This is a genomic window from Enterobacter sp. Ap-867, assembly GCF_011752855.1.
Taxonomy (GTDB): domain Bacteria; phylum Pseudomonadota; class Gammaproteobacteria; order Enterobacterales; family Enterobacteriaceae; genus Cedecea.
The window spans coordinates 845,325-867,472 of record NZ_VWWS01000001.1; the positions used below are offsets into that span (position 1 = coordinate 845,325).

Annotated in this window: 40 protein-coding genes and 1 pseudogene; 22 read left to right on the forward strand and 19 right to left on the reverse strand. The window is 49.7% G+C overall.

Going from position 1 to position 22,148, the window contains the following annotated elements:
* Positions 1-4: 4 nt before the first annotated feature.
* Entirely contained in the window at positions 5-754 is a 750-nt protein-coding gene (gene cutC, locus F3J26_RS03960; protein ID WP_166872997.1) for a copper homeostasis protein CutC, read from the forward strand.
* A 197-nt stretch (positions 755-951) separates the two neighbouring features.
* Here the strand turns inward: cutC and F3J26_RS03965 are convergent, their stop codons facing one another.
* The 15 genes from F3J26_RS03965 to F3J26_RS04035 form a co-directional block, all read right to left on the reverse strand.
* Entirely contained in the window at positions 952-1,209 is a 258-nt protein-coding gene (locus F3J26_RS03965; RefSeq protein ID WP_166991603.1) for a pyocin activator PrtN family protein, read from the reverse strand.
* Positions 1,210-1,313: 104 nt separating this feature from the next.
* Complete coding sequence (locus F3J26_RS03970; RefSeq protein ID WP_166991606.1) at positions 1,314-1,745, reverse strand: hypothetical protein; 432 nt, start codon at positions 1,743-1,745, stop codon at positions 1,314-1,316.
* Entirely contained in the window at positions 1,742-1,939 is a 198-nt protein-coding gene (locus F3J26_RS03975; RefSeq protein ID WP_166991609.1) for a hypothetical protein, read from the reverse strand. Before F3J26_RS03975 ends, F3J26_RS03970 begins: the two co-directional genes overlap by 4 nt.
* A complete protein-coding gene (locus F3J26_RS03980) occupies positions 1,940-2,221 on the reverse strand; it encodes a hypothetical protein (protein WP_166990351.1) in 282 nt (93 codons plus the stop codon). It abuts the gene before it with no gap.
* Positions 2,214-2,717: a class I SAM-dependent methyltransferase gene (locus F3J26_RS03985; protein WP_166991612.1), complete on the reverse strand. Its 504-nt coding sequence runs from the start codon at positions 2,715-2,717 to the stop codon at positions 2,214-2,216. Before F3J26_RS03985 ends, F3J26_RS03980 begins: the two co-directional genes overlap by 8 nt.
* On the reverse strand, positions 2,707-2,973 hold the full coding sequence (locus tag F3J26_RS03990) for a hypothetical protein (RefSeq protein ID WP_166991615.1): 267 nt from the start codon (positions 2,971-2,973) through the stop codon (positions 2,707-2,709). Before F3J26_RS03990 ends, F3J26_RS03985 begins: the two co-directional genes overlap by 11 nt.
* Positions 2,970-3,230 (reverse strand): DUF2737 family protein, encoded by a 261-nt coding sequence (locus F3J26_RS22820; protein ID WP_442892836.1) that lies wholly within the window; start codon positions 3,228-3,230, stop codon positions 2,970-2,972. The genes F3J26_RS03990 and F3J26_RS22820 overlap by 4 nt, the downstream gene beginning before the upstream one ends.
* Positions 3,166-3,471, reverse strand: coding sequence for an anti-RecBCD protein 2 (locus F3J26_RS04000; protein WP_008456868.1), 306 nt, complete (start codon positions 3,469-3,471; stop codon positions 3,166-3,168). The genes F3J26_RS22820 and F3J26_RS04000 overlap by 65 nt, the downstream gene beginning before the upstream one ends.
* Before the next feature lie 203 nt (positions 3,472-3,674).
* The gene (locus F3J26_RS04005; protein WP_166991617.1) at positions 3,675-4,544 is read right to left on the reverse strand and encodes an ATP-binding protein; all 870 of its coding nucleotides are present in this window, start codon (positions 4,542-4,544) and stop codon (positions 3,675-3,677) included.
* 11 nt (positions 4,545-4,555) lie between these two features.
* Positions 4,556-4,699, reverse strand: coding sequence for a phage-type recombination accessory function protein (locus F3J26_RS04010; RefSeq protein WP_166991620.1), 144 nt, complete (start codon positions 4,697-4,699; stop codon positions 4,556-4,558).
* Positions 4,689-4,877: a DUF5444 family protein gene (locus F3J26_RS04015; RefSeq protein WP_126356157.1), complete on the reverse strand. Its 189-nt coding sequence runs from the start codon at positions 4,875-4,877 to the stop codon at positions 4,689-4,691. Before F3J26_RS04015 ends, F3J26_RS04010 begins: the two co-directional genes overlap by 11 nt.
* Before the next feature lie 2 nt (positions 4,878-4,879).
* Positions 4,880-5,017, reverse strand: coding sequence for a protease FtsH-inhibitory lysogeny factor CIII (locus F3J26_RS04020; protein WP_166991623.1), 138 nt, complete (start codon positions 5,015-5,017; stop codon positions 4,880-4,882).
* Positions 5,018-5,893: 876 nt separating this feature from the next.
* On the reverse strand, positions 5,894-6,133 hold the full coding sequence (locus F3J26_RS04025) for a hypothetical protein (protein ID WP_286180177.1): 240 nt from the start codon (positions 6,131-6,133) through the stop codon (positions 5,894-5,896).
* An 88-nt stretch (positions 6,134-6,221) separates the two neighbouring features.
* Positions 6,222-6,422: a hypothetical protein gene (locus F3J26_RS04030; RefSeq protein ID WP_166991630.1), complete on the reverse strand. Its 201-nt coding sequence runs from the start codon at positions 6,420-6,422 to the stop codon at positions 6,222-6,224.
* Between the two features lie 13 nt (positions 6,423-6,435).
* On the reverse strand, positions 6,436-6,732 hold the full coding sequence (locus tag F3J26_RS04035; protein WP_166991633.1) for a transcriptional antitermination N peptide: 297 nt from the start codon (positions 6,730-6,732) through the stop codon (positions 6,436-6,438).
* A 530-nt stretch (positions 6,733-7,262) separates the two neighbouring features.
* Between F3J26_RS04035 and F3J26_RS04040 the strand changes: the two genes are divergently transcribed.
* A complete protein-coding gene (locus tag F3J26_RS04040; protein WP_166991636.1) occupies positions 7,263-7,490 on the forward strand; it encodes a hypothetical protein in 228 nt (75 codons plus the stop codon).
* Positions 7,491-8,186: 696 nt separating this feature from the next.
* Here the strand turns inward: F3J26_RS04040 and F3J26_RS04045 are convergent.
* Both F3J26_RS04045 and F3J26_RS04050 read right to left on the reverse strand, forming a co-directional pair.
* The gene (locus tag F3J26_RS04045; protein ID WP_166991639.1) at positions 8,187-8,594 is read right to left on the reverse strand and encodes a hypothetical protein; all 408 of its coding nucleotides are present in this window, start codon (positions 8,592-8,594) and stop codon (positions 8,187-8,189) included.
* Between the two features lie 134 nt (positions 8,595-8,728).
* Positions 8,729-9,400, reverse strand: coding sequence for an XRE family transcriptional regulator (locus F3J26_RS04050; RefSeq protein WP_166991641.1), 672 nt, complete (start codon positions 9,398-9,400; stop codon positions 8,729-8,731).
* Positions 9,401-9,498: 98 nt separating this feature from the next.
* On the opposite strand from F3J26_RS04050, the gene F3J26_RS04055 reads away from it, so the two are divergent.
* The 12 genes from F3J26_RS04055 to F3J26_RS04110 all read left to right on the forward strand — a co-directional run bounded on the left by F3J26_RS04055 (position 9,499) and on the right by F3J26_RS04110 (position 15,964).
* The gene (locus F3J26_RS04055) at positions 9,499-9,723 is read left to right on the forward strand and encodes a helix-turn-helix domain-containing protein (RefSeq protein WP_166991644.1); all 225 of its coding nucleotides are present in this window, start codon (positions 9,499-9,501) and stop codon (positions 9,721-9,723) included.
* A 122-nt stretch (positions 9,724-9,845) separates the two neighbouring features.
* The gene (locus tag F3J26_RS04060) at positions 9,846-10,124 is read left to right on the forward strand and encodes a CII family transcriptional regulator (RefSeq protein WP_166991647.1); all 279 of its coding nucleotides are present in this window, start codon (positions 9,846-9,848) and stop codon (positions 10,122-10,124) included.
* Positions 10,125-10,162: 38 nt separating this feature from the next.
* Positions 10,163-10,960: a ParB/RepB/Spo0J family partition protein gene (locus F3J26_RS04065; protein WP_166991650.1), complete on the forward strand. Its 798-nt coding sequence runs from the start codon at positions 10,163-10,165 to the stop codon at positions 10,958-10,960.
* Positions 10,957-11,892 (forward strand): replication protein, encoded by a 936-nt coding sequence (locus tag F3J26_RS04070; RefSeq protein ID WP_166991653.1) that lies wholly within the window; start codon positions 10,957-10,959, stop codon positions 11,890-11,892. Before F3J26_RS04065 ends, F3J26_RS04070 begins: the two co-directional genes overlap by 4 nt.
* Positions 11,892-12,485, forward strand: a complete 594-nt coding sequence (locus tag F3J26_RS04075) for a DUF6475 domain-containing protein (protein WP_166991656.1) — start codon at positions 11,892-11,894, stop codon at positions 12,483-12,485. Before F3J26_RS04070 ends, F3J26_RS04075 begins: the two co-directional genes overlap by 1 nt.
* Positions 12,482-12,868, forward strand: a complete 387-nt coding sequence (locus tag F3J26_RS04080; RefSeq protein WP_166991659.1) for a hypothetical protein — start codon at positions 12,482-12,484, stop codon at positions 12,866-12,868. The genes F3J26_RS04075 and F3J26_RS04080 overlap by 4 nt, the downstream gene beginning before the upstream one ends.
* Before the next feature lie 93 nt (positions 12,869-12,961).
* Positions 12,962-13,372, forward strand: a complete 411-nt coding sequence (locus tag F3J26_RS04085) for a recombination protein NinB (RefSeq protein ID WP_166991662.1) — start codon at positions 12,962-12,964, stop codon at positions 13,370-13,372.
* The gene (locus F3J26_RS04090; RefSeq protein WP_166991665.1) at positions 13,369-13,917 is read left to right on the forward strand and encodes a phage N-6-adenine-methyltransferase; all 549 of its coding nucleotides are present in this window, start codon (positions 13,369-13,371) and stop codon (positions 13,915-13,917) included. Before F3J26_RS04085 ends, F3J26_RS04090 begins: the two co-directional genes overlap by 4 nt.
* The gene (locus tag F3J26_RS04095; RefSeq protein WP_166991668.1) at positions 13,914-14,108 is read left to right on the forward strand and encodes a NinE family protein; all 195 of its coding nucleotides are present in this window, start codon (positions 13,914-13,916) and stop codon (positions 14,106-14,108) included. Before F3J26_RS04090 ends, F3J26_RS04095 begins: the two co-directional genes overlap by 4 nt.
* 305 nt (positions 14,109-14,413) lie before the next feature.
* On the forward strand, positions 14,414-15,028 hold the full coding sequence (locus tag F3J26_RS04105; RefSeq protein ID WP_166991674.1) for a recombination protein NinG: 615 nt from the start codon (positions 14,414-14,416) through the stop codon (positions 15,026-15,028).
* Positions 15,029-15,069: 41 nt separating this feature from the next.
* On the forward strand, positions 15,070-15,192 hold the full coding sequence (locus F3J26_RS22640) for a hypothetical protein (protein WP_286180180.1): 123 nt from the start codon (positions 15,070-15,072) through the stop codon (positions 15,190-15,192).
* A gap of 154 nt (positions 15,193-15,346) precedes the next feature.
* Positions 15,347-15,964, forward strand: coding sequence for a hypothetical protein (locus tag F3J26_RS04110; RefSeq protein ID WP_166991678.1), 618 nt, complete (start codon positions 15,347-15,349; stop codon positions 15,962-15,964).
* Positions 15,965-16,193: 229 nt separating this feature from the next.
* On the opposite strand, the gene F3J26_RS04115 is transcribed toward F3J26_RS04110, so the two are convergent.
* On the reverse strand, positions 16,194-16,370 hold the full coding sequence (locus F3J26_RS04115) for a hypothetical protein (protein ID WP_166991681.1): 177 nt from the start codon (positions 16,368-16,370) through the stop codon (positions 16,194-16,196).
* A 244-nt stretch (positions 16,371-16,614) separates the two neighbouring features.
* On the opposite strand from F3J26_RS04115, the gene F3J26_RS04120 reads away from it, so the two are divergent.
* The 6 genes and pseudogenes from F3J26_RS04120 to F3J26_RS04145 all read left to right on the forward strand — a co-directional run bounded on the left by F3J26_RS04120 (position 16,615) and on the right by F3J26_RS04145 (position 19,493).
* Positions 16,615-16,830, forward strand: coding sequence for a phage holin (locus F3J26_RS04120; RefSeq protein WP_166991684.1), 216 nt, complete (start codon positions 16,615-16,617; stop codon positions 16,828-16,830).
* 2 nt (positions 16,831-16,832) lie between these two features.
* On the forward strand, positions 16,833-17,312 hold the full coding sequence (locus F3J26_RS04125; RefSeq protein ID WP_166991687.1) for a lysozyme: 480 nt from the start codon (positions 16,833-16,835) through the stop codon (positions 17,310-17,312).
* The gene (locus F3J26_RS04130; protein ID WP_166991690.1) at positions 17,309-17,806 is read left to right on the forward strand and encodes a lysis protein; all 498 of its coding nucleotides are present in this window, start codon (positions 17,309-17,311) and stop codon (positions 17,804-17,806) included. The genes F3J26_RS04125 and F3J26_RS04130 overlap by 4 nt, the downstream gene beginning before the upstream one ends.
* Before the next feature lie 202 nt (positions 17,807-18,008).
* Positions 18,009-18,392 carry a hypothetical protein gene (locus F3J26_RS04135; RefSeq protein ID WP_286180181.1) on the forward strand — a complete coding sequence of 128 codons (384 nt, stop codon included), beginning with the start codon at positions 18,009-18,011 and terminating at the stop codon, positions 18,390-18,392.
* 670 nt (positions 18,393-19,062) lie between these two features.
* Positions 19,063-19,173: pseudogene (locus F3J26_RS04140) on the forward strand (lysis system i-spanin subunit Rz); the annotation flags it as partial.
* A 101-nt stretch (positions 19,174-19,274) separates the two neighbouring features.
* A complete protein-coding gene (locus tag F3J26_RS04145; RefSeq protein WP_166991698.1) occupies positions 19,275-19,493 on the forward strand; it encodes a hypothetical protein in 219 nt (72 codons plus the stop codon).
* A gap of 364 nt (positions 19,494-19,857) precedes the next feature.
* Here F3J26_RS04145 and F3J26_RS04150 read toward each other — a convergent pair whose 3' ends face one another.
* A complete protein-coding gene (locus F3J26_RS04150; RefSeq protein ID WP_166991701.1) occupies positions 19,858-20,091 on the reverse strand; it encodes a hypothetical protein in 234 nt (77 codons plus the stop codon).
* Between the two features lie 24 nt (positions 20,092-20,115).
* Between F3J26_RS04150 and F3J26_RS04155 the strand changes: the two genes are divergently transcribed.
* Both F3J26_RS04155 and F3J26_RS04160 read left to right on the forward strand, forming a co-directional pair.
* On the forward strand, positions 20,116-20,676 hold the full coding sequence (locus F3J26_RS04155) for a terminase small subunit (RefSeq protein WP_166991704.1): 561 nt from the start codon (positions 20,116-20,118) through the stop codon (positions 20,674-20,676).
* Entirely contained in the window at positions 20,663-22,147 is a 1,485-nt protein-coding gene (locus F3J26_RS04160; protein ID WP_166991707.1) for a phage terminase large subunit family protein, read from the forward strand. The genes F3J26_RS04155 and F3J26_RS04160 overlap by 14 nt, the downstream gene beginning before the upstream one ends.
* Position 22,148: the final 1 nt, after the last annotated feature.

Sequence of the window (22,148 nt, forward strand, 5' to 3'; positions counted from 1 at the left end):
ATCAATGGCTTTACTTGAAATATGCTGTTATGGAATAGATTGTGCTGTTACTGCAGAACAGGCCGGCGCGGACAGAATTGAACTCTGCTCGGCGCCTAAAGAAGGTGGGCTGACGCCGTCCGCTGGCGTGCTGCGCCAGGTTAGGCAGAAGGTATCGATCCCGGTGCACCCGATTATTCGCCCGCGCGGCGGTGATTTTTGCTACACCGACGGCGAATTTGCCACCATGCTTGAAGATATTGCGTTTGTGCGTGAACTCGGTTTCCCCGGGCTTGTTATCGGGATGCTTGATGTAGACGGCAATATTGATTTACCGCGAATGGAGCAAGTCATGCAGGCCGCTGAGGGCATGGCCGTGACGTTCCACCGGGCTTTTGATATGTGCCAGCATCCGCTGCAGGCGTTTGAGCAACTAGCGGCGTTAGGGGTAGCAAGGATCCTGACTTCAGGGCAGCAGCAAACGGCCGAAACGGGAATCTCACTTCTTCGGGAACTAAAACAGCATTCCCGTGCTCCAATTATTATGGCTGGCGCAGGCGTGCGTCTGAGCAACCTCGATAAGTTTGTTGCCAACGGTATTGAGGAGCTTCACAGCTCGGCAGGGCGCTCGGTGCCTTCTCCAATGCGCTATCGCAAAGCGGGCGTGTCGATGAGCGCCGATGCACAAGCCGATGAGTTTAATCGCTACTGCGTGGATGCAGACGTAGTAGCGGCCATGAAAAACGCGCTGGTGGACGCAAACCCGCCGCGCTGAAAGATTTCTACCGCGCATCATGTCGCCCAATATGATGCTTGCTCGTACCAGGCCCCGGCGGATTGCTGGGGCTTTTTTTATCTATATCAATACATTCCAGCGTTTTGGGGTGCTGTTGGGGTGCTGGACTAGGCAAATAAAAAGCCCTAATAAGTTATGAAAACCTAAAAATGGCTCTTTTTTGCTGGTGGTTGTGTTCAGTTAGCTTTCATCTTCTCAAACAATTCTTGCCCCTTTCTCCTCTGCTGGTCGATGTAATCGGCCAGGTCTTGAATATGGATCATGCGCGGAGCTTTCTGGCTATCCGCTGCTCGGAACGTAGCGATCGGCAGTTCACAAAGCGCGGCCTTTTTTTCTGCTGTGGCCAGCTTCATACCGAAATATTTCTCAGTCACATCAGCAAGCGGGATTGTCGGCGTTCCGTATTCAGCCAACAATAAAAAGACAGTATTCATTGAGTTTCTCCACTGTAACCCGGCTGCACCCGGGGGTTAAAAGTCTTTAAATGCACAGGTGCCACACCCGCCGCGAGCACCGTCGCGGCAAACGTCACACCGATTTACTTTTTTACTGCTGGCTCGGGCTTTGGTGCTGCGGCTATCATCGTTCGCCATGCGCTCGGGTGATGAATTCCGTGGGATATCCACGCCGCGTTAAGCATTGCGCTCGTCGCCTCAGTTGGCACCACCACCCAGCCATCAGGCACAGCAGGCAGCTGCGGCATTGCAATAGCTGTTGCGAGGACATCTGAGTACCGAACGTAATCACCGACGCCGTCCTGCTTTAACTCTATCCCGCCAAACTGCGTATTTGCTGCGGTATATCGCCGGATATCTCCCAGCGCCACCGGTTCTTTCCCCGCCTCCCGCAATGCGAGTAGCTCGCTGGCCATCGACTCAACTTCACGTGCTTTAAGTCGATAAACATAGTCGGCGCTTCCTGCAGCTTTTTTTCTGATGAAATCCAGGTGCTCATTGCTCAGGTTATTCATAAAGCCTCCTCGATTTCCCTTCCCAAATAAGAAAGGCTGACAATGCTGTTTGCCTTAAAGTCATCACCAGAAACCAAAGATTTCAGCCTTTCCACATCATCCTGAGAAACGATTCTGAAAGTGAGTTGAGCTATGCCGGAAAGACTTACGTTGCCGTTCACTGCACAGTAGTGATAGATGTAGCGATTTTCCATCTACTCCCCCTCGCTTACGGTGCCGCCAGCGGCGCGGATTTCATGAATTGCATTGTCGTTACCTGCACACCAGCCTTCGGCATAATCCCGGCTAAAACCGCTCATGTGCATGACTTCGCCAACGCTGCGCTTATGCAGCTTCACCGCTAACGGACTGGTCTCCTGCTGCTGCGCCTGCTCCAGCGCCGCTATCAGTTGCAACGATGTATCCCGAGCCAGTAAGCCACCGTTTTCAACAATATGTTTAGCGCGGGCAATCAGCGCTTCGAGTTGTTTAGTCATTGCTGGCCTCGGCTTTAACAAAAATAATCCAGTGGGTTTTGTCGGCTTTGCCGGTACGCCGCCAGATGGCCGGCTTCTCGTCTGTAAGAGCAATCACCTGGCTAATCGGCACCTGTGTTTCGTTCCATTTGAAGATGAGAACGCCGTGTGGCCGCAGTACCCGGAATGCTTCGCTGAAACCAGCGCGCAGGTCATCGCGCCATGTGTCTTTGTTCAGGCGACCGTACTTTTTACCAATCCAGGCGTTATCCCCGACACGCTCAAGATGTGGCGGATCGAACACGACAACCGGGAAAGAGCTGTCGGCGAACGGCAGCGCGCGGAAGTCGGCAATCACATCCGGGCTGATAACCAGTTTGCGACCGTCGCACAGCGTGTGTTGCTCTGCGCGAATGTCGCTAAATACGGCGCGTTCGTCCTGCTTATCGAGCCAGAACATGCGGCTGCCGCAGCACATGTCGAGAATCGACGGCAGCGCTTCGGTGTTATTGCTCATCGCGCGACGCTCCTTGAATGCCCAATAGATTTGCTATTTCTCGTGACCTTGATTGCTTCCCGTGCTCGTACGCCTGGCTGTAAAGACGGTTAATCGTGCTAACAACCTGAGCAGCATCTGAATCAGTAAGCGATCCGGGTAGCGCGACGCGTAGGTCTTCTCCCATTTCACCAACAAGTACAAATTCACCGATCGCATTCTTCTTGCGTTCAAAGACCAAAGATTCAGGATCGAGATAATTTTTTACTTTGCTCATTTGCCTTGCTCCTTGCATTTCTCGCTCCTGATCATCCTGTTCAGATACTTGTTCTGATTCACGCCTGGAAAGCTGCATCGAGCCAACAGCTCTGCTTTGGTTGGCATGGGTGCTTTGCAACATTTAGGGAGAGCTGATGCGTCACCCGGAGTCATATCCGGGTTGTATTGATGGTTGAACATGATGTGTTCCTTAGTCGCTAATGCGAGCGCCATAGCGACCAAAGCGGACGCGAGAGCGGTCGTCGGTGTATTCATATGGAAGGTGAGGGCCGATGGTTTCCCATTCCGGATAGAACGATGTTTTGAAGTTGTCTCTGTGCCGCAACGCATCCGCTAGAGCATTAGCCTGCCGCTCCATGCGCTGCTGTTTCGTCTCTGGCTCAATTTCTCCTGCTTGTGACATGCCCCAATATCTGGCGAAGTTAGCCATCACCTCTTCTTTGGTTTTGGCAGTGCACAGGCGAGGGTTATCCGCCCCGGGTTGAGGTGATGGCATGTTCGTGTCCTTTAGTTATTGCAGGCGTAAGCTGATGTGCTGTCGCTTAGCCATTTGACGAAGTGATTCGTAAGAGCGGTCGAGTATTCTGGCTATGTGCTTTGAGTGGACTTTCCCGGCCATATCCCTGGCCTGATTTATTTCCTTGCTTGTCCAGTGCCGACCGAGTGATATTTGGTTTCCACGGCGTTTGATGATGCTCATCAGGCGGCCTCACTTCCCTGCTGAAGTTCAGACTTCCGTATCTCGTAAATCTCTTTCGCCTTGTCATGCTCTGGGTGGCCCAACAGGCGCCTGTCTGCGCTTTTCCAGTATTTCTCCAGCTCATCAATGGATGCTGAAGATGCGGCTTTAGTGAAGCCAGAGAGAATTTCCTCGTTAGGATTAACGCCAGACTCAAGCCACTGCAGAAGCATTTTCCCGGTGTCTACCGATAGCTTAACCGGGTCGGCGTTTGAGAACAGACCTGTACGGTCTTTGGTTGCGTTCGCGTGGTGCGATTCGTGGGTAATGTCTAGTACGGTGGTGAACTCGTACTCAACGCCGTCGCGCTGCTCTGACTTCATGCCCAACTTGGCGACTTTCTTGCGACCGTTTTCTTCAACCTGCGCTGTTTCGGTTTTGCTTCGCATGGTGGCGATCACATGCATATTGGTTCTCAATATTGCATCCAGGAACAGGCGATGTCGCGGGTTAATGTCGCTCCACGCCGACCATGAATTGCCGCGATACTTGGTCTTGGCAATCGTGTCTACCAGCTCGAGACATCCTCCGACGCCACCCCATTCATGGGTGATGCTGTCGATGATTATCGTGTCGTAACCGGCATCCTCAGCTGCGTTAATAGCTTCAATGAAACGTTCAGGACTGAACGGAGGGTCAAGCTCCAGCACGTCAAAATCAGCCACGTCAGAGTAGAGTGAGGCGCTGCCTTTTTCTGTATCAACCACCGCTATTTTCCCGCCAATTCCCTTGGCGATAAGCAGTGCACTATAGGTTTTTCCTGAACCGCTAGGCCCGGTAAGCGCCAACCGTAGTCTGGCTTTCTTTCTCATGGCTTTTTCGAATTTCATGGTTTTCTCTCTCAGTTAAAATTGCCGGAAAACTCTTCCCAACTGATTTTCTCGTTACCGCGCTCGGCGGCGAGGTTGATTTGCTGCTCGATAGACTCCTGAAGCTCGCCTGATAGCAGGGCGATAAAGTCTTTGTCTTCCTGATCATGCGGCATGGTTCTTGCTCCAGTCCTTGTCCTGAGTTTTATGCCAGCCAAGCGCGATAACGCCAGCCCATTTAAACGCCGCGCTTTGCCCCTCCTTTGTGTCTGGAAAGCTGTTTTCGTACACCTTGCCAAAATCACGATTTGCCTGGGTGACGTATATGGTTCCGTTAACGGGTACGATTGTCATGATTACGGCTCTCCGCGTTGGTTAAGTGTGTCTTTAAGCCACTTCCCGATATTGCGGAGTTGGCGAGTTAATCTTTCAAGCTGGCTTTCGGTTTGCTGGATAACGCCCACGGCGACGCATCCCGCGAATGAATAGGTCATCGTGGGTACTCCTGTTGATTTGGTTTTAAAGTGACTGCAGGTAAGAAATTAGTGCTTTGGCATCTGAAAGAACGGTGTGCGGAATGCCGTCATATGGGCTGCATTCTGTGAAATCATCATGCAGATGCGAGTAATCTGAGCCAATCTCACGGAAGGAGATAGACTTCTGAAAGTCATATTTATACTCAGGCCAGTCAACCGTGTTGACCCGGTCGTATGTTGCGCCGCCGTGGAAGGGGAGGCCATGGAAGAAGTTTTCAGGCTTAGTGAAAAGCTCGTGGCCTGGAGTGATAAGCAGGTACACATTCCAGCACTACGAGACCCCGTTACTCCATCCTTTAACCTTTACGCGCCATTCGTTTCCTTTGTCAATCAGCCACTCAAATGATGGCTTAGCGAGTTCTGCGTTCATCTGGTAACTCCTGTTTAGTTGTGTTCATTAATCAGCGACTGCGCTCATGAATAAACGCGAATAAAAAAGCCGCACTAGGCAGCTCTTAGTTTCTTGACGTAATTCATGCAGTAAGTAGGGCTGCAATCTCGCCAGGTGTTTTTGTGCTGCATACGTTGAGATGGCGGGTAGTAAGCCACTGTTCCCTGCGGTGTCCTGAATATCAGTGTATTGTTTCCCTCTTCAAACTCGACTTCATTGCGCTTAAAGAAGGCGGCTATTCTGTCGTGAGCCGAGTCTCGTGCTTTCCTGCGCCGCTCCTTAAGCTCCGGCTTCCAATCTCGCCAGAAATCACCCATATCTCCCATACTTTTCTCCAGTTAAAAAGAAACCCGCACAGTGGCGGGCAAACAATGACAACGAGGGTGAATCAGAATCAGCTCTCAGTGAAAGCTGATGCGGATGTTACTCGGCAATACCCGGCGTTAATTCAGCAAGCCAAGCTCGTAGTTCAGTTCGTGCAGATACTCTTTGTCGATTGAAAGGCAATAATCCCATTCGCGCTGACCCGGCACTTCAACCATCGCCCAGCGCCACCCGCCTTTTTCATTGAGCACCCGGCGAACCCTGCGCTTAACCACGGTGTCACAATCGAAAATCACGCCACCACCTTCGCCAATGCAATTTCTCAGCACGTCAAGGTCAACCTCAACAACCCGATACATGCGAGGAAGCTGTGATCGAGGAAGTTTTGAAAGCTCATCAATGCGCATCTCTCACCTCTGTTAAACCGTATGTAATAAAAAAGGCCGCCTAAGCGATCTGTTCGACATCTTTCACTAACTTGAAAATACTTTGCCCATTGATGCAATCCTCTCGACCAATGAGATCACCGTTCAAATGCTTCATCATCGATGTTCCATCTTTCCAAGCGTAAGTGATCTCAAGAAGAGTGCCATCGAGTACGCACTCGTAAACCTGACCAACCTTTTTCATTGGATATGCGCTTTTCATATGTCACCTCAAATTAACGAGCGGTAACGCTCTCAGATTTACGATAGCCCGCCCGATATAGCGATATCTCTGGAAGGCAGCAGCCTGTGTCAAACTCCGGACCTGTGTAAGCAGAAGCTGCAGCCACAATCTGCTTCATGTATTCGGTTTCTGTTTCAACTGCCTTTTCAACGCGGCTCATAGACTTTCTGTTCAGCGTCAACACCTGGCGCTGCGGCTTGGCGCTTACTCCCACTAACAGGGGATTAGCAGCTTTCCATTCAGCCTGTTTAGCTTCGCGGCGTTCGCGGCGACGTGCTTGTGAGTCCATACATCCTCCTGTCAGTGTGTTTTGGTGGTGCGGTCCATCCAGGACTTTCGCTGGCTACATGGCCTCAAATATCCAACTGCCAGCCACACCCCAAAACAGACTGTTTCGGTGTATTTGCCCTTCTTCAGGGCTATCTGTTAATGAGCATTCACCGTCTTGGTGATTGTTGTTCATACGTCCGGTCTATTTGCACTGAGGCATACGAGAGAAGTACCTGCCTGATCACTACCTTTTCTGGTACATGCGATGCACTGCATGCGGTTCGTGTTCCGTTGCCAACTCACCCGGCCTTACTCGCCCTCCTGGGCTACCGTATGAACTATCAGCAAAATGACCCTCTGGTGAGTAGTGCGTCCTGCTGATGGACTTAATGTATGCGTTATGCGCATATGCGTCAAACGCAAATTTGTTTATGTAGTTGTTTTTTTAGTTATCACAATGAATTTACTGATAATTCATTTTTGTAAATGCCATCTCGGTGGCTGTGTGATAGGGTGGTTTGCTTGCGAAATAATCACGGAGATGTCGAAATGGAGCTTAACGAAGAGCGAGCGAAGCAAATGATGCTCTCTATCGGCAGGGCTGTGATGGACTTATCAGCTGCTAGTGAAAGGGTGACAAATAAAAGCATTGCCAAAAAACTTGGTGAGTACCGCAGGGATTGCAAGGTTCTACCAGATAAGCTTATTTATCTGGATGCTGAGCAAATAGTGATGGGTGTTGGGTATAAAAAAACCGCCCACAGAGGAGGGCGGTAAGGAGCATAATGGTAGAAATGCAACTAACAGAGATATGTGTCAATCCCAGAGTAATCCTAGTCTATAGGTGGGATATTGCAAGTTAGTGGATTGCTTTATGTCAACAAAAACCCGGCTCGGTTGCCGGGTTGAGAGATTAGTACTTGTAGGCCAACTGATATGCAGCAAATGCGTCCTTGTGCCTCACTGTTCCCGCTTGGCTCTCAGGAAGTGTCTCTAGGATGGAGTCGTTATTTGATGCAGGAATACCCATTGCCTTATTCAGCATTGCTAACTCAAAGGCGCATCCCGGGCATTTATGACGCCCCGTTTGACCTTGGTTTTCAGGAAGAATACTGAACATAGGGTTATAGCGGTGATTCTTCTTACAAACAAATGTACTTCATGCGAATACCTTCTAAAAAGATGGCATCGAATGCTTTACAGGGGATACCGCTTGAGTTAATCTCCCAAATCGAGATCTCAAGAAAACATTCTAGCCGATGTTTTTTCAGCCCCGTGAAACTTCGACCTTTCACGGGGCTTCCCTTTATTGGCGAACACAAAATGATCGCTCAACAGCGGGATACTACCCAGGCAGCACATAAAGTTCAATAAAATGATCAGCTTATGCTGATTTTTTTTTACACCTGTAATTCCATCCAATAAAAAAGACCGCATCTCTGCGGCCTCTACTCAAACGTCTCGTGGCTTGGGCTATTTCCTTTGAACCAGTGGCAAAAGCTTAACCAAGGCACTCAGCGCCCCATCGAAGCCAAAGACTTCATAATCCCCATTCTCTTTAAACCTAATGCTGGACGAAAGAGACTCTTGATACTTATCGCACAAGGCGCGGATCGCTTTTCTGTCCTTCGCATAAGATACGTCTACCAGTGAGTCAAAGTCCTTATCTGAAATTTCAATGTAAGAACCAGAAGGATAGATATTTTGCTCCAAATGCCTTTGGTGCTCCCGCAACTTATGCCTGATATCGTCAGCAATAGCGTTAAATTCCTTGCGACGCTCGCCTAAAATTGCGTACCTGTAGCTTATAAATCCACTTGCAGGAACTGCAATAAATGATACCGTTGTTGCTATAATTGAAAGAACCCTGTCAATCGTCATGAGGTTTCCGTATGGAGAGCGTAAGTGATTTAACCTGGCTTGCTCTAGGCTTGTCCTTTACAAATCTTGCCGTGATACTCATTCAACTTTGGTTTTTGAGGCGCATTTAGCCCGCCGTCTCGCCAGGCTGTGGGCTAGACGTAGCGTGTCACTGAGTGCGTGTAGATCACTCGACCCAATACCTTGAGATACTGCTCGTTCTCTTCCCTGATCAGCCAGTCTGCATATTTCGGGTTGTCGGAGCGAACTAACAGGCCATCAGCAGTGAACTGCAAGCGCTTGACCATCAGTGAGCCTTTGAACTTAAAGACGTAGATGCCGTCACCGTCGAAGTAGTCTTTAGATATATCAACAAAGATATTGTCACCGGTCTCGATTGTTCCTGACATGCTGTCACCGATGACGGTGATCACCCGCATGCTCTCAGCTGGGCGGTGGCCAAATATCTCCATGGCTTTGTCGTTTTCATAGATGATGCTGGAGATGGTCTCATCCACTTCATTGAACACCGTCACACCATTTCCAGCGCTCGCCTTAGCATCCAAAACTACCACGACATAGCTTTTAACTGCGGTATTAACCGTTTTATCGACCGGCTCAATATCCAATTCTTCTTCAGTGAAGAGGTCGGCAACCTTAACGCCCAGGGCTGCAGAAATCTTAACTAGTAACTGCTCGGTAAACCCCTGAACCCCACGCTCAAGACGAGAGATATTGCCAACATCGCTACCGACAGATGTCGCTAATTCAAGGATTGTCATGTTCTTCGCTTTGCGAAGCTGCCTGATTCTTTTTCCTGTTTCCATGCTCTCATTAAATTGTTATTTTGCGTCACACGCAAAGCGCATTGCGCATATTTAAATTGTGTTGTAATATGCGTATTACGCATTAAATGGAGGTTTTTATGGATACGCCATTACGAAAAATGCGAGTAGAGCGCGGTTTGACGCTGGCCGATCTTTCAGTAGCCACCAATATCGATGTTGGAAATCTGAGCCGCATCGAAAGGGGTAAGCAACTGACTTCCATCGAGACAGCAGAAAAAATCTCACGTTTCTTTGATGGCACCATCAGTGAGATGCAAATCCTCTACCCGCAACGCTACATGGCTGCACAAGCAGCAGCCTGATTTACCCCTCGCTCTTTACACATCCAGCCCTGAAGAAGGGCAGTAATCCAAAAGACTACAAATATATGTGGCGACCGCTACGGCTTCGTCACGTAACTAATTAACTAAGGGAAGTATTACAAATGGAAGCTGCAAACACCCGCAAGAAGGCAACCTCAATCAACAGCTCGATACTGAACCGCATAGCACTACGCGGACAGAGAAACGTGGCTGATGCATTGGGGATTAACGAGTCTCAAATCAGCCGCTGGAAAGAAACCCTCATCCCAAAGATGAGCATGCTTCTGGCTGTTCTGGAGTGGGGCATTGAAGACGATGAGATGGCGGAGTTAACGCGCCGTCTGGCGAGTTATCTGACAAAAGAAAAAGCGCCGAGCTGCAGCAACAGCATCGACGCCTGATGTATGAAGTTTCACTGGATCAACATACAGGAGTAATTATGAGTTCTCTCTCACTGCATTACAAGTCGAAAGACAAAAACGGCACCGGTACCACGGTTAAGAAGACCTTCCTCGTTCCGCTGAATGAAATCTACGTTGAGCCCGGTTTTAACGTCCGCGAAATCGACAAAGTTCACGCTGAGGAATTCCGCGACGCGTTTATTGAAGGTGAATACGTGCCGCCTCTTGCCGTCCAGGTGACAGAACAGGGCGTAAAAATCATTGACGGCCACCACCGTTATCACGGCGCTCTACTGGCAACTGCAGCAGGCCACGAAATCCCACGCCTTGAGTGTAAGGACTTTATCGGCTCCGATGCTGATCGCATTGCCTTCATGGTGACCAGCAGCCAGGGGAAGCCATTAACCCCACTGGAACGCGCAGCGGCATATCAGCGCCTGAGCAATCAGGGATGGGAAGCTTCTGAGATAGCCAGGAAGGTGAAGCGCTCTGTTGCAGATGTAGAGCATCACCTGCAGCTACTCACCTGTGGCGATACCCTGATTGAGATGGTTCGCACTGGCGAGGTATCGGCAACCACTGCTGTGGCTTTGTCGCGTGAGCATGGTTCTCAGGCATCAACGGTAGCCGCCGAGAAGATGACCGAGGCGAAAGCGGCCGGCAAGAAGAAGCTGACCCGTAATGCGGCAATGCCGAAATTCAGCTCTGCCAAGGCCATGGCGTTCATTCAGGCGATAGCTGATGCAGATACTGAGGTTTCAATCCCGCAACCGGCTGAAGCTATCCTGGCTGAATATCGCGAGTTTATGAAGAAAGCAGGGTGGGAGGATTCATGAATACAGCAGAGTTAATCAGATTCCCGGGCCCTGAACCGGGGCAACAGGAGCGAAGAGTGGCAGACACAGACGATGGCTACACCCGTCTGGCAAACGAGCTACTGGAAGAGCTTATAGGGGCTAACCTGACTCGAAATCAGGCCAAGGTAGCCTTTGCAGTTTGCCGGAAAACTTACGGCTTCAACAAGAAAACGGATCGGATTGCTGATAGCCAGATAGGCCAGTTAACGAGGCTGCCAAGGCAGAAGGTTAACAAGGCTAAAAACGAACTTATCGCCATGAAAGTTCTAATAAAAGATGGGCTGGCAATTGGGCCAAACAAAAACTTGTCTGAGTGGGAAGTACCGGAGTGTCACCAAGATAGTGTCACTGTCACCAAATCAGTGACAAAAAGTGTCACCAAAACAGTGACAGCCCTGTCACCAAAACAGGGACACACAAAAGACACTATTACAAAAGACAAGAAAGACAATATTACCCCTATAGTCCCCAAAGGGGACGTGAGCGGTGTAATTGAGCATTCCCAATCTGATGAGCAGTCCAAACAAACCGCTGAGCAAACCGATCCTGTTAGAGCGGTGTTTTCTCACTGGCAGTCTGAGCATAACCATCCAACTGCGAAGCTTGACGATAAGCGACGCAAGCGGATTAAGGCGAGGCTTGAGCAGGGGTTTACAGTTGATGAGCTTTGCAAAGCCATTACTGGTGCCAAGTGCGATACCTGGCTTATGGGTAAAAACCCATCCAACAAAGTCTACGATGGCATAGACACTCTGCTTAGAGACGCAGCTCAGGTTGAGAAGCTGAGAGACCTGGCAGATAACCACCACGCCCGCGCAATCGCATCAGGGCAGTACACCGCAACGACAGCCAGAAACCTGGACAACCTCCAGCGCTGGGCTGGCTCATCTGATACTGGAGCACCATTCTGATGAACGAAACTGAGAAGCCTAAGTTCGCTCAGTCGATGGCGGCTATCGGCGAGATATACGGCAAAGAGATATCCGAAGTCATGATCGGGATTTACTGGAATGCACTCAAGCCCTACCCAGTTGAGGATGTCAGCAGGGCGTTTCAAGGCCATACCCGAGATACTGACAACGGGCAATTCTTCCCTAAACCCGCCGACCTGCTGCGCCACATCGAGGGCAACAAAGATGGGCGATCACTTCTTGCCTGGACGAAATGTTACAAGGCTGTATGTAGCTACGGACGCAGAAATAGCGTTGTTTTCGATGACCCGATAATCCACGCAATTATTTCCGATATGGGGGGCTGGATTGAATTTGCTGGCATGAGCGAAGAAGAGACACCTTATCGCGCCAAAGAATTTGAAAAACGCTACCGGGCATACCTACTTACCGGTGTGAGCAAATGCGAGTCGATTCTTATCGGAATGGACGATGCTCAAAATATCCGCTCTGGTTTTCAGGAAGCGCCACAGCCATTCCTGCTGGGCGATAAGAGCAAGGCGAAGCAAATCCGCAATGGTATGTTCCTGATTGAAAATAAGGGGGCCGCATGATCATCCAATCATCCCAACCAGAAACCACTCTGCCATATCGCGTATGGATGGCTATCAAAGATAATCCGCAGTGCCGACTGCATAGTGTGGCCAGGTTGCTGGGTATGGAGCCTAAAGCTGTCTCGTCGGTGTTCTCTAAGCTGTGGCAGACCGGCAAGATTCTCCGCACCGGAGACCGCAGCAATTACCTCTACACGGTAGCGCCTGACGCCACGCACCCGGCTAAATACGGTCGCGGGCCATACAAAACCTCCGACAAGTGCGGAAGCGTGTGCAGGCTGAAGTTCGTCAAATCGACAGCCGGCAACACGATATTTGACGAGTGCCGCCAGAACTGGAGCGGATATCAGATTAACAAGATGCTTGAAGGAGTGAGAGCGTGACCTCTTACATCTCAGAGATAGCATTCGGGCTGCTGACCATCATCGCAGCCTTTTTTATTTGTGCAGCAGGGATAACCGTTAAAGGAGAATGGGATGAAGCAAACGCTAATGATTCGTGACGAACGGATCAGACAGAACGCAATAAACATCATCCAGTCCCTACAGACCGACAAAGACCGACCCGTAACAATCCGCATTTCCGACTACAAACGCAACCTCGACCAAAATGCCAAGTTTCACGCAATGCTGGGTGATATCGCCGCGCAGGTTAACTGGTGCGGGAAAAAGCTGAAGCCTGAGCAGTGGAAGGTGTTGCTCATCAGCGGTCACGCCGTAGCGACAAAACAGGAGGCCGAGTTGGTGCCGGGAATCGAGGGCGAATACGTGAACATCCGGGAAAGCAGCGCGGAAATGAGCATAAAGCGCATGGCTAGCCTGATTGAGTACACGACAGCCTGGGCGGTTGGGCAGGGAGTTAAATTCACCGAAGGGCGTTACTCATGAGTGACTATAACGGAAGCAACACCCCGATCGACATTCGAGATTTATGGCAAACCCCGCCAGAGATTTACGCCGGATTAGACCGTGAATTCGGCTTCACTGGTGATGTGGCGGCCAGCGACAAGAACCACCTTCACCCGCGGTACCTGACCGAAGTTGACGACGCGCTGTCCTGTGACTGGTCTGACGCATTTCATGCCGGTTACGTATGGTGCAATCCACCGTACAGCGATATCACTCCGTGGGTGGCTCAGGCTGCCAAGTCATCAGCTGATGGTGTTGTAGGTGTGGTGATGCTCGTCCCGGCTGATATGTCTGTTGGCTGGTTCCGGCTGGCACTGGAGACGGTTAGCGAGGTGCGGATCATCACTGGCGGCCGCATCTCGTTTGTTCGCGCTGACAACCTGCAAGCGGTGAACGGGAACAACAAAGGCTCAATGCTTCTCATCTGGAACCCGATGAGGCGCGGCGTATGTCTGACGAGCTATGTCGATCGGAATGAGCTAATCGAGGCCGGCAGAAAGATTCTGCAAAGTGAGGCGGCATGAAGCGAACCCGAAGCCCAACCCAGAAAGCTCTCGACAACCTCATCTTCAACGTCCGACACCGCAGTAAACGCAAGACTGAACCACTCCCATCCGAAATAAAGACTTTCAACAACACCGCTCACCTGGCTGATGTTATGTGGCTGCGTGTGCGAGCGAGGAAAATCTATGCCAAGACCGCGCAGCAAATATAAACACAAGCACAAATACCCCAAAAGGCACTCCAGCCGCATACATTACGAACCGCCAAAAATTGAGCTGCAAATTGGTAAATGGCTCGGCGCTTTCTTCGTTGCGCTTATCGCAGCAACCATCTACTTGACCCCTGGAGGATGAATGCTAACCCCATCTGAAACCACATCATACGAACGCAACAGCAACAAAACGGCTGGGTTATGTGCTGGTTGTGCCAGGTTGCTTGATGATGACGAAGTGCATGTGTGCGACGAGTGCGCGAGTGATGCGTACATTGAAACCGGGAAGAAGGGAGTGAAGAGAGATGAGGCAGACACGTCGACGCTGTAAAAACGAATCCTGCCGCGAATGGTTCCACCCCAAATTCAGCAACCAGTGGTGGTGCTCTCCAGATTGCGGAACGGTAGTCGCGATGGAGCGGCGAAGCCGGGAAAGAGATAACGCTGAGAAAGCAGCCGACAAGAAACGACGAAGAGAGGAACAGGAACAGAAAGACAAACTGAAAGTCAGAAAGCTCGCCTTAAAGCCCCGCAGTTACTGGATTAAACAAGCCCAACAAGCAGTAAACACCTTCATCAGAGAAAGAGACCGCGACTTGCCATGCATCTCGTGCGGAACGTCCACGTCTGCTCAGTGGGATGCCGGCCATTACCGGACGACTGCTGCGGCACCTCAACTCCGATTTGATGAGCGGAATATTCACCGGCAATGCGTTGTGTGCAACCAGCACAAGAGCGGGAACCTGGTGCCGTATCGGGTGGAGCTAATAGAGCGCATCGGCATAGAGTGTGTGGTGGAGATTGAGTCTGACCATAAGCGCCACCGCTGGACTACCGAAGAATGCCAGGCAATCAAGGCGAAGTATCAGCAGAAAACCAAAGAGCTAATAGCCTCACGGGAGGACTCATGTGCAGCGTAACCAACATAGCTCTGGCTCAACAGAGACAGAAAGACAGAGAGATGCTTCAGACGCTAGACGAAGCGCTGAAGTGCAGCGATGAAAGCAGGCTGCGACTGGAGTCGATGCGTCGTGAGGTGATCAATCGCCTGGGTGATAACAAGCCTGACCCGGAGGTCGCATGATACGACCAGCTCACAACCGCGAAGCAATAAACATCATCTCCCAGCACTCAGCATTCCCACCATTCCGATTTAAGCGCCGCTCTCTTCTGGCGCGGGAATGCAATGCGTTGATTCAGGCAGACAGATATATGGCTAAGGCCGATAAGGGCAGAGCATGAGACGAGTAGACGCTATTTATCACCTTCCATCCATCACCGACGAATCCCACCTCCGCAGAACCTGGAAGTACACCAAGAAGACCATCACCAAAAAGCAACAGGCATGGGTTCACTACATGCTGGCGGTATGGGGACGGGTTAATCGCGGTGATGATTCTCCGGCTGGAGCAGTAAACGTGATCGGAAGGCTGATGATTCGGAGTCAGTGGAGCCAGGATAAGTCAGACCAGATTTGCAGGGTGGTAACCATGCTACATGATGAAGAAGGACTGCGCGGGGAGGAGCTGTACCGCAGGGCTCGCGACCTGGTAATACCTCAATCCTCGATAAGCAACATCATCGCTCTCGCCAAAGAATTAGATGATGCCGCTTTCGTGGAAAGGGTGCTCTGCAAAACCATTAACCGTGATAGCCCGGTTCGCGATGTAGCCATTAAACAATACTGCGAGCGCAAATGCCCGCAAGACATTGCCAGGCTAATTAACTACCACACAGGCCTGGATGTTCAGGCTGCTCGTCGGCGAGTCGTGTGGTGCTCAAACATCCTGGATGCAGAAATGTTTTATGCATTGAAACGTGAATTGGAGAATGAGTTTTCACAAATAGCAGCTTAAATAGAGATATTTTCCTAAAAGGGTTGCAATCGCGAAATGAAAGTGTATATTTTCAGGTATGCTCGGGAGCAATAGCGAAAGAGCGAGGTGATGAATAGCAAGATGACAACGCTCATGAATCTGGGACATCAAAAGCCTAAAAGCTGAATTGTGTGGCGACAGCCAAAACGCAACTTTAGCCATCACCAATCATTAAAAGCCACTGGTTAACGCCGGTGGCTTTTTGTTTTTATTTTTTAGAAAAAAGACCTATTACTCCACATGCTGCTGCTGCCACAGTAAGTCCAGCTGCCCAATGATTTTCGCTATCAACTAACACAGGGATTTTTGTGCTTGTTGACAGAAACCACATTAAAGCAGCGGCCAAGCCAAACAATGCGGCTAAAACATACATAACCTTGCCCATAAGACATTCCTTTTCATTCAGTTTTAAATCCAACTCGGGATGTTATTAACAAAGTTGTTTAATAAAAACCTCCCAAAATCGGTAGCTTTTTGTTTTGCGTTCATCCCAAATCCCGGAGCAACCCTCATCCCTCTGTAGCGCATAGCGGTAACGGGGTGAGCGCAAACCAAAAACACTAAGCGCAATGCGCATTCACTTTTCCCTTCAATAACACACAGCACAGCCCGTAAGCGGGAGGTGAGAGATGTATCGCATGGACAAACTATCAACTGGCATTGCCTACGGTACTTCAGGAGGAGGTGCTGTCTTTTGGTTTAACAGGCTACTGGATAGCCATTCCCCGGAGCAGTGGGCGGCCATAGGCGTAATAGGTAGCTTGTTCTTTGGGCTTCTTACCTGGTTAACCAGTCTCTATTTCAAAATCAAAGAAGACAGGCGCAAAGCTGCGCGAGGCGAATAAGCATGAATCCAGCACTGAGAAAATCACTACTCGGCATGTCAGGTGCTGGCGCAATAGCAATAGCCGGTACGATGCTGAACGATCTGGAAGGCGTTCGCTATACGCCGTATTACGACGTCGCCGGGATACTCACCGTTTGCTACGGCCATACGGGTGCCGACATTATCAAGAGCAAAACGTACTCACAGGCCGAATGCAAAGCGATGCTCGATAAAGACCTGCAGCCATTCGCACGCTCCGTCGAACGCTCCGTGAAGGTGCCGACTAGCGAATATCAGAAAGCGGCGCTCATCAGTTTCAGCTACAACGTTGGGGTGGCAGCATTCGAGCGTTCTTCACTTCTACTCCAACTCAACGCTGGGAATTATCAGGCTGCGTGTGATGGCCTGCGACAGTGGACTTATGCCGGTGGCAAGCAGTGGAAAGGGCTCATGAATCGGCGTGAGGTGGAGCGCGAGGTTTGCAACTGGAGCCAGAAATGAACCGCGCAACGATAATTAGCTGTGCTGTAGTGGCTGCAATCCTGTTTAGCCTCTGTTGGGCAGTCGATCACTACCGCTCAAACGCTCTTGCATACAAAGAGCAGAGAGACGCAGCAAACACGAAGTTGAGCCAAGCTACCGCGGCAATCAACGATATGCAGACTCGGCAGCGCGATGTTGCAGCGCTCGATACGAAATACACTCAGGAGCTGGCAGATGCAAAACAGACTATTGAGCAGCTGCAGCACGATGTTGCTGCTGGTGATAAGCGGCTGCACCTCAACGCTACCTGTAAGCCAGTGCGTACCGCCGCCAGCCCCCCCGGCATGGATGATGCAGCCAGCCCCGGACTTGCTGACGCCGCTGAACGGGATTATTTCCGTCTCCGGGAACGAATTGAAATCAGCAACAAGCAAATAGCAGGGCTTCAGGAATATATCCGGCAGCAGTGTGCGAACCAGGCAGCATCAATGAAGGCATTACTTAATCACTAAGGAATCTACATATGAGATATAAATTTTTCCTTTTGGCTATCCTGTGCATCAGTCTGGCAGGCTGCACGACACTTTATTACCGCTAACTATTATGAGAAAGCTAATACCTGCTGTTGTGCTGCTACTCAGTGGCTGCATAAATGTCTATGGGCCAGTAAAGCCAGGCGCTCAGGGAGACTCTACTCAAACAAAAGCTCCGGGTATGGATGATGCGGCATCGATCGTTAAAATTGGTAACCGTAAACCGCAAGAACTTTTCAATGCAGTAACAGCTTACTATCAGCAAAAAAGGCTTAACCCGTCGGTGCAGGACAACACCACCGGTATAGTAGCGGCTGTTAGTAGTGATGAGGGAGTAGTAAGTACCTATCTGGACTGTTCCGCGCTTCCGCAAACACAAAATATACAGGAGCAATCAAGAATTGTGACCCAGATATGGAGTGCAGGAGAAGGTAGCAATGTGAGCGTGGTTGTTACAGGTGTTGTGGGTTTAGTCACTTCGGATGGAAACGATAAGGTCAAGCCCGTTGAGTGTAAAAGCACGGGTTTGTTTGAAAAGGATTTGCTTGAAATCTTACGAAAGTGAATTTTTTTGCTTTCTTTTAAAAAAAACTCTCAGGAGCAGGAAATCCTTCTATTCCTGAGAGGATGCAAACAGCATCATCGTTACAAAGTCGCGCTACTGTACGGGGTTTCCTGAACTAATCAACTTGTTTTTAAAGTTTTTAGGAATAAATAAATTATTTTTGAAATGTCCTATCTAAAGTGAAATTACCTTCTAAGCTTGGTTAGCGGTTTCCGCGTATTGCTCTCTTATGCCTTGTTTTAGACCGCTCTGTCCGAGCGGTTTTTTTTTCGATGCTGTTTATGATTTGAAATGCTCTTTAGTCTTGAGGCAAAGGTGGCATATCTTCGTTAACAAATCGAAACCCGTTTAGTTGGACAAATTATTTACTCGTGAACGAGTGATATTAATCCTGGTTGGAGCAAGCAAAGAGCTAAAAAACAGCAATAAGTATTCCGATCCGGTTTCAGCTTGACTTGAATAACTGGAGTTTTTTGGTCTGTATTTAGAAAAAATAAGCGGGAGGTGACATCACTTATCCCGCTGAAGATTAAGATTTTACTCATCCATTTACCGTAAAAACTCCTGCGAGACTTTAGTGAGAATTTGAGATAAGTCAAATTAAATGTGACTTGCATCACATTAATGAGCGATTAGTGTCAGCCGTTAGTGCTGCGTGACAGTATCCGGACTTACTGATGTCGTTAAACGGGATTATTTCACTCTCCGACAGCGAATCGAAACAGTGACCGGTCAGGTTAACTACCTGCAGGACTACATCAGGCAGCAATGCGTGATCTAGTTTTGTTTATGAAAGGGTGGGTGGGTTGATTAGTTGCCCTAAAGTCCAAACATATCTTCCAGTATGTTGTAAAAAAAGAAGGTAAATGTATGGATGTAAAAATGAATGACGTTGCTGTGTGGGTGCTGAATTATAAGTATTCGGCACCAGGATTAGAAAATTGCGTAGGAATGCATTTTCTTGCAGCTGTGGAGAACGAAACTGTCGAGCAGCTACAAGATCGAATGTATGCTGAAGTAGAAGCAAGCTGTAATGAAAAGCACGGAAGCTTCATCATGAAATCCGGGAGCATTTCTCCGTACCGGATGAAAAGTTCTTAACGATCTTTGGCTGTTTTATCATCATTCCAAAGGCCACCTTCGGGTGGCTTATTTATTTCCATAACCACAGCGTCACCCCGTCGCAGTCTCTCCATCTCAACGAAGACCATGCCGCCATAGCGGGCTCCTTACATGCGAGTGGATGGAGTTAATCAGTAACGGGTTACACCGGGTTTCCGCACAAGCGGGTTATCCCTCATTAGCAGTCAACCTGAACTGCGGTGGATGAATCAGGGTAATTATAAAGTTCTGCAAAGGTCATCAGAATGGTGGCCTTGACAGAGTTTTATGTAAGTTTCTAATGGCGTTGGTATCAAATGGATCGGGGAAGTATCAACACGAACCAGATGATTGTTCTAAATAACTACTGCTGACCACAGACTGTTGTGTCAGTGTGGAAAACTCCACCTATATTTTCTGTGCCATTCAACTCCATGTAGCGCATCGCCAAGGTGAAAATATCATTCACTGAATAGTCCTTACCAGGCTTAGCTCCTACAAGTAAGTAGGCATCCTCTATATTGGCTGCGTAACATGCGAGCGCATCAGAAAGTAAGGTTGCATCATATGAACTGTGACGCTTAATTAATCTTTCCATTTAAAATCCCTCTTAGGTATGCACATGGCACTCACCGACAAACAAGAAATGTTCTGTCGCGAGTACCTCATCGATTTAAACGCCACACAGGCGGCTATTCGGGCGGGGTACAGCGAAAAAACCGCCCGCGCGTTAGGTTGCGAAAACTTAACGAAACCTGACATCCAGTCCAGAATTGCCGAACTAAAAGCGAAGCGCAACGAGGAATTGTCTATTAATGCTGCGTATGTCCTTCATCGTCTTGTTGAGATAGACCAAATGGACGTGCTGGACATCCTCATGTCAACCGGTGAACTAAAGCCAATTGCTGACTGGCCGAAGGTCTGGCGCACAACGCTATCAGGTATGGATGTAATGGAGATGGCATCAGAAGGTAGCACGGCAGCTTTGCTGAAGAAGATTAAGTGGCCGGATAAAGTTAAGAACCTTGAGCTGCTAGGCAAGCACGTTTCTGTTCAGGCGTTTAAAGAGCAAGCTGCTCATGAACACACTGGCAAGAATGGCGGTCCGATTGAAGTAGCCGCGCTTACCAAAGATGAATACAAGGCTGCTCGCCGGGAGATGCTGGAGGATGACGACTGTTGAGCAGCGTAACTATGCGCGAAAGATAGAGTGCGAAGAGGACGGACTCTACTTCTCCCGATACTTCTTCAAGCAGCGCACTGGCGGCAAGATGATTGTTGCATCTCACCATAAGGTGATACAGCAGACATTAGATCGCGTTATCGACGGCGAAATTAAGCGACTGGTAATCAACGTTCCGCCAGGCTACACAAAAACAGAGCTGGCGACCATTAACATGATGGGTCGAGGGTTGTCACTAAACAACCGCGCTCGCTTCATGCACCTGTCGTACTCGCACAACCTGGCGCTGCTGAATTCCTCTACCGCACGCAGCATGATTAAGTCACAGGCTTATCAGTCTATGTGGCCTATGACTCTTCGCGATGACGCTGACAGCAAGGCTATGTGGTGGAATGACTTTGGCGGCGGCGTCTACGCCTCATCAGCAGCTGGTCAGGTGACTGGCTTTCGTGCCGGTCATATGGAGTCTGGCTGGCAAGGCGCATTGATTATAGATGACCCGGTAAAGCCTGATGACGCATACAGCGAAACAGTCCGGGACGGCGTTAATAACCGCTTCAACGAAACAATCAAATCACGACTGGCGATAGAGACAACGCCGATAATTGTGATTATGCAGCGCATTCACTATCACGACCTGAGCGGCTATTTGCTGCGAGGCGGCAGCGGTGAAATGTGGCATCACCTGAACCTACCGGTGCTTGTCGATAACAGCCAGGCGTACACCGCACAGTACCCGGAAAACACTCACGCCATACCTATAGACCACGGCTTGCCTGATGGCTGGTTGTGGCCTTTCAAGCATAACGAATCGCACCGCACCGCACTCTTCTCTCACCGTCGTACTGCTGAAGCGCAGTACATGCAGAAGCCACGCAGATTTAACGCTGAGGGCGCTCTGTGGAATGAGCAGATGATCAGCTCTGCTCATGAGCTGCAAATCAGGCATGACAAGGTTCGTACTGTGGTGGCAATTGACCCCCAGGCAACTAACAGTGACGAGAGCGATGAGACAGGCATTGCAGTAGCCAGCGCTTACGGCGCGGGTGATAAGAAACAATTCTCAGTCGATGCTGACTACAGCGGCAAATACTCTCCTGCGGGATGGGCTAAGAAAGCCATGTTCGCTCATGAGGAACATGATGCTGACGCGATAGTTATCGAAACTAACCAGGGCGGCGACATGGCAGAGGAGACTCTCCGCAACGCTGGGTTCAAAGGCCGCATAATCCGAGTTCACGCCAGCAAGGGTAAATACGCTCGTGCTGAGCCAATATCTGCCCTGTACGAACAAGGCAGAGTGGCTCACAACGGCAACCTGTACACGCTGGAGAATCAGTTGATGGAATACGTGCCAACAACTGCCAAGAAGTCACCAGACAGGCTTGACGCGATGGTTTACGCGCTTACTGAATTGGGCGGCTCTCAACCGGTCGGCATGATGATTCCTAAACGCCTGCAAGGCAGATAAA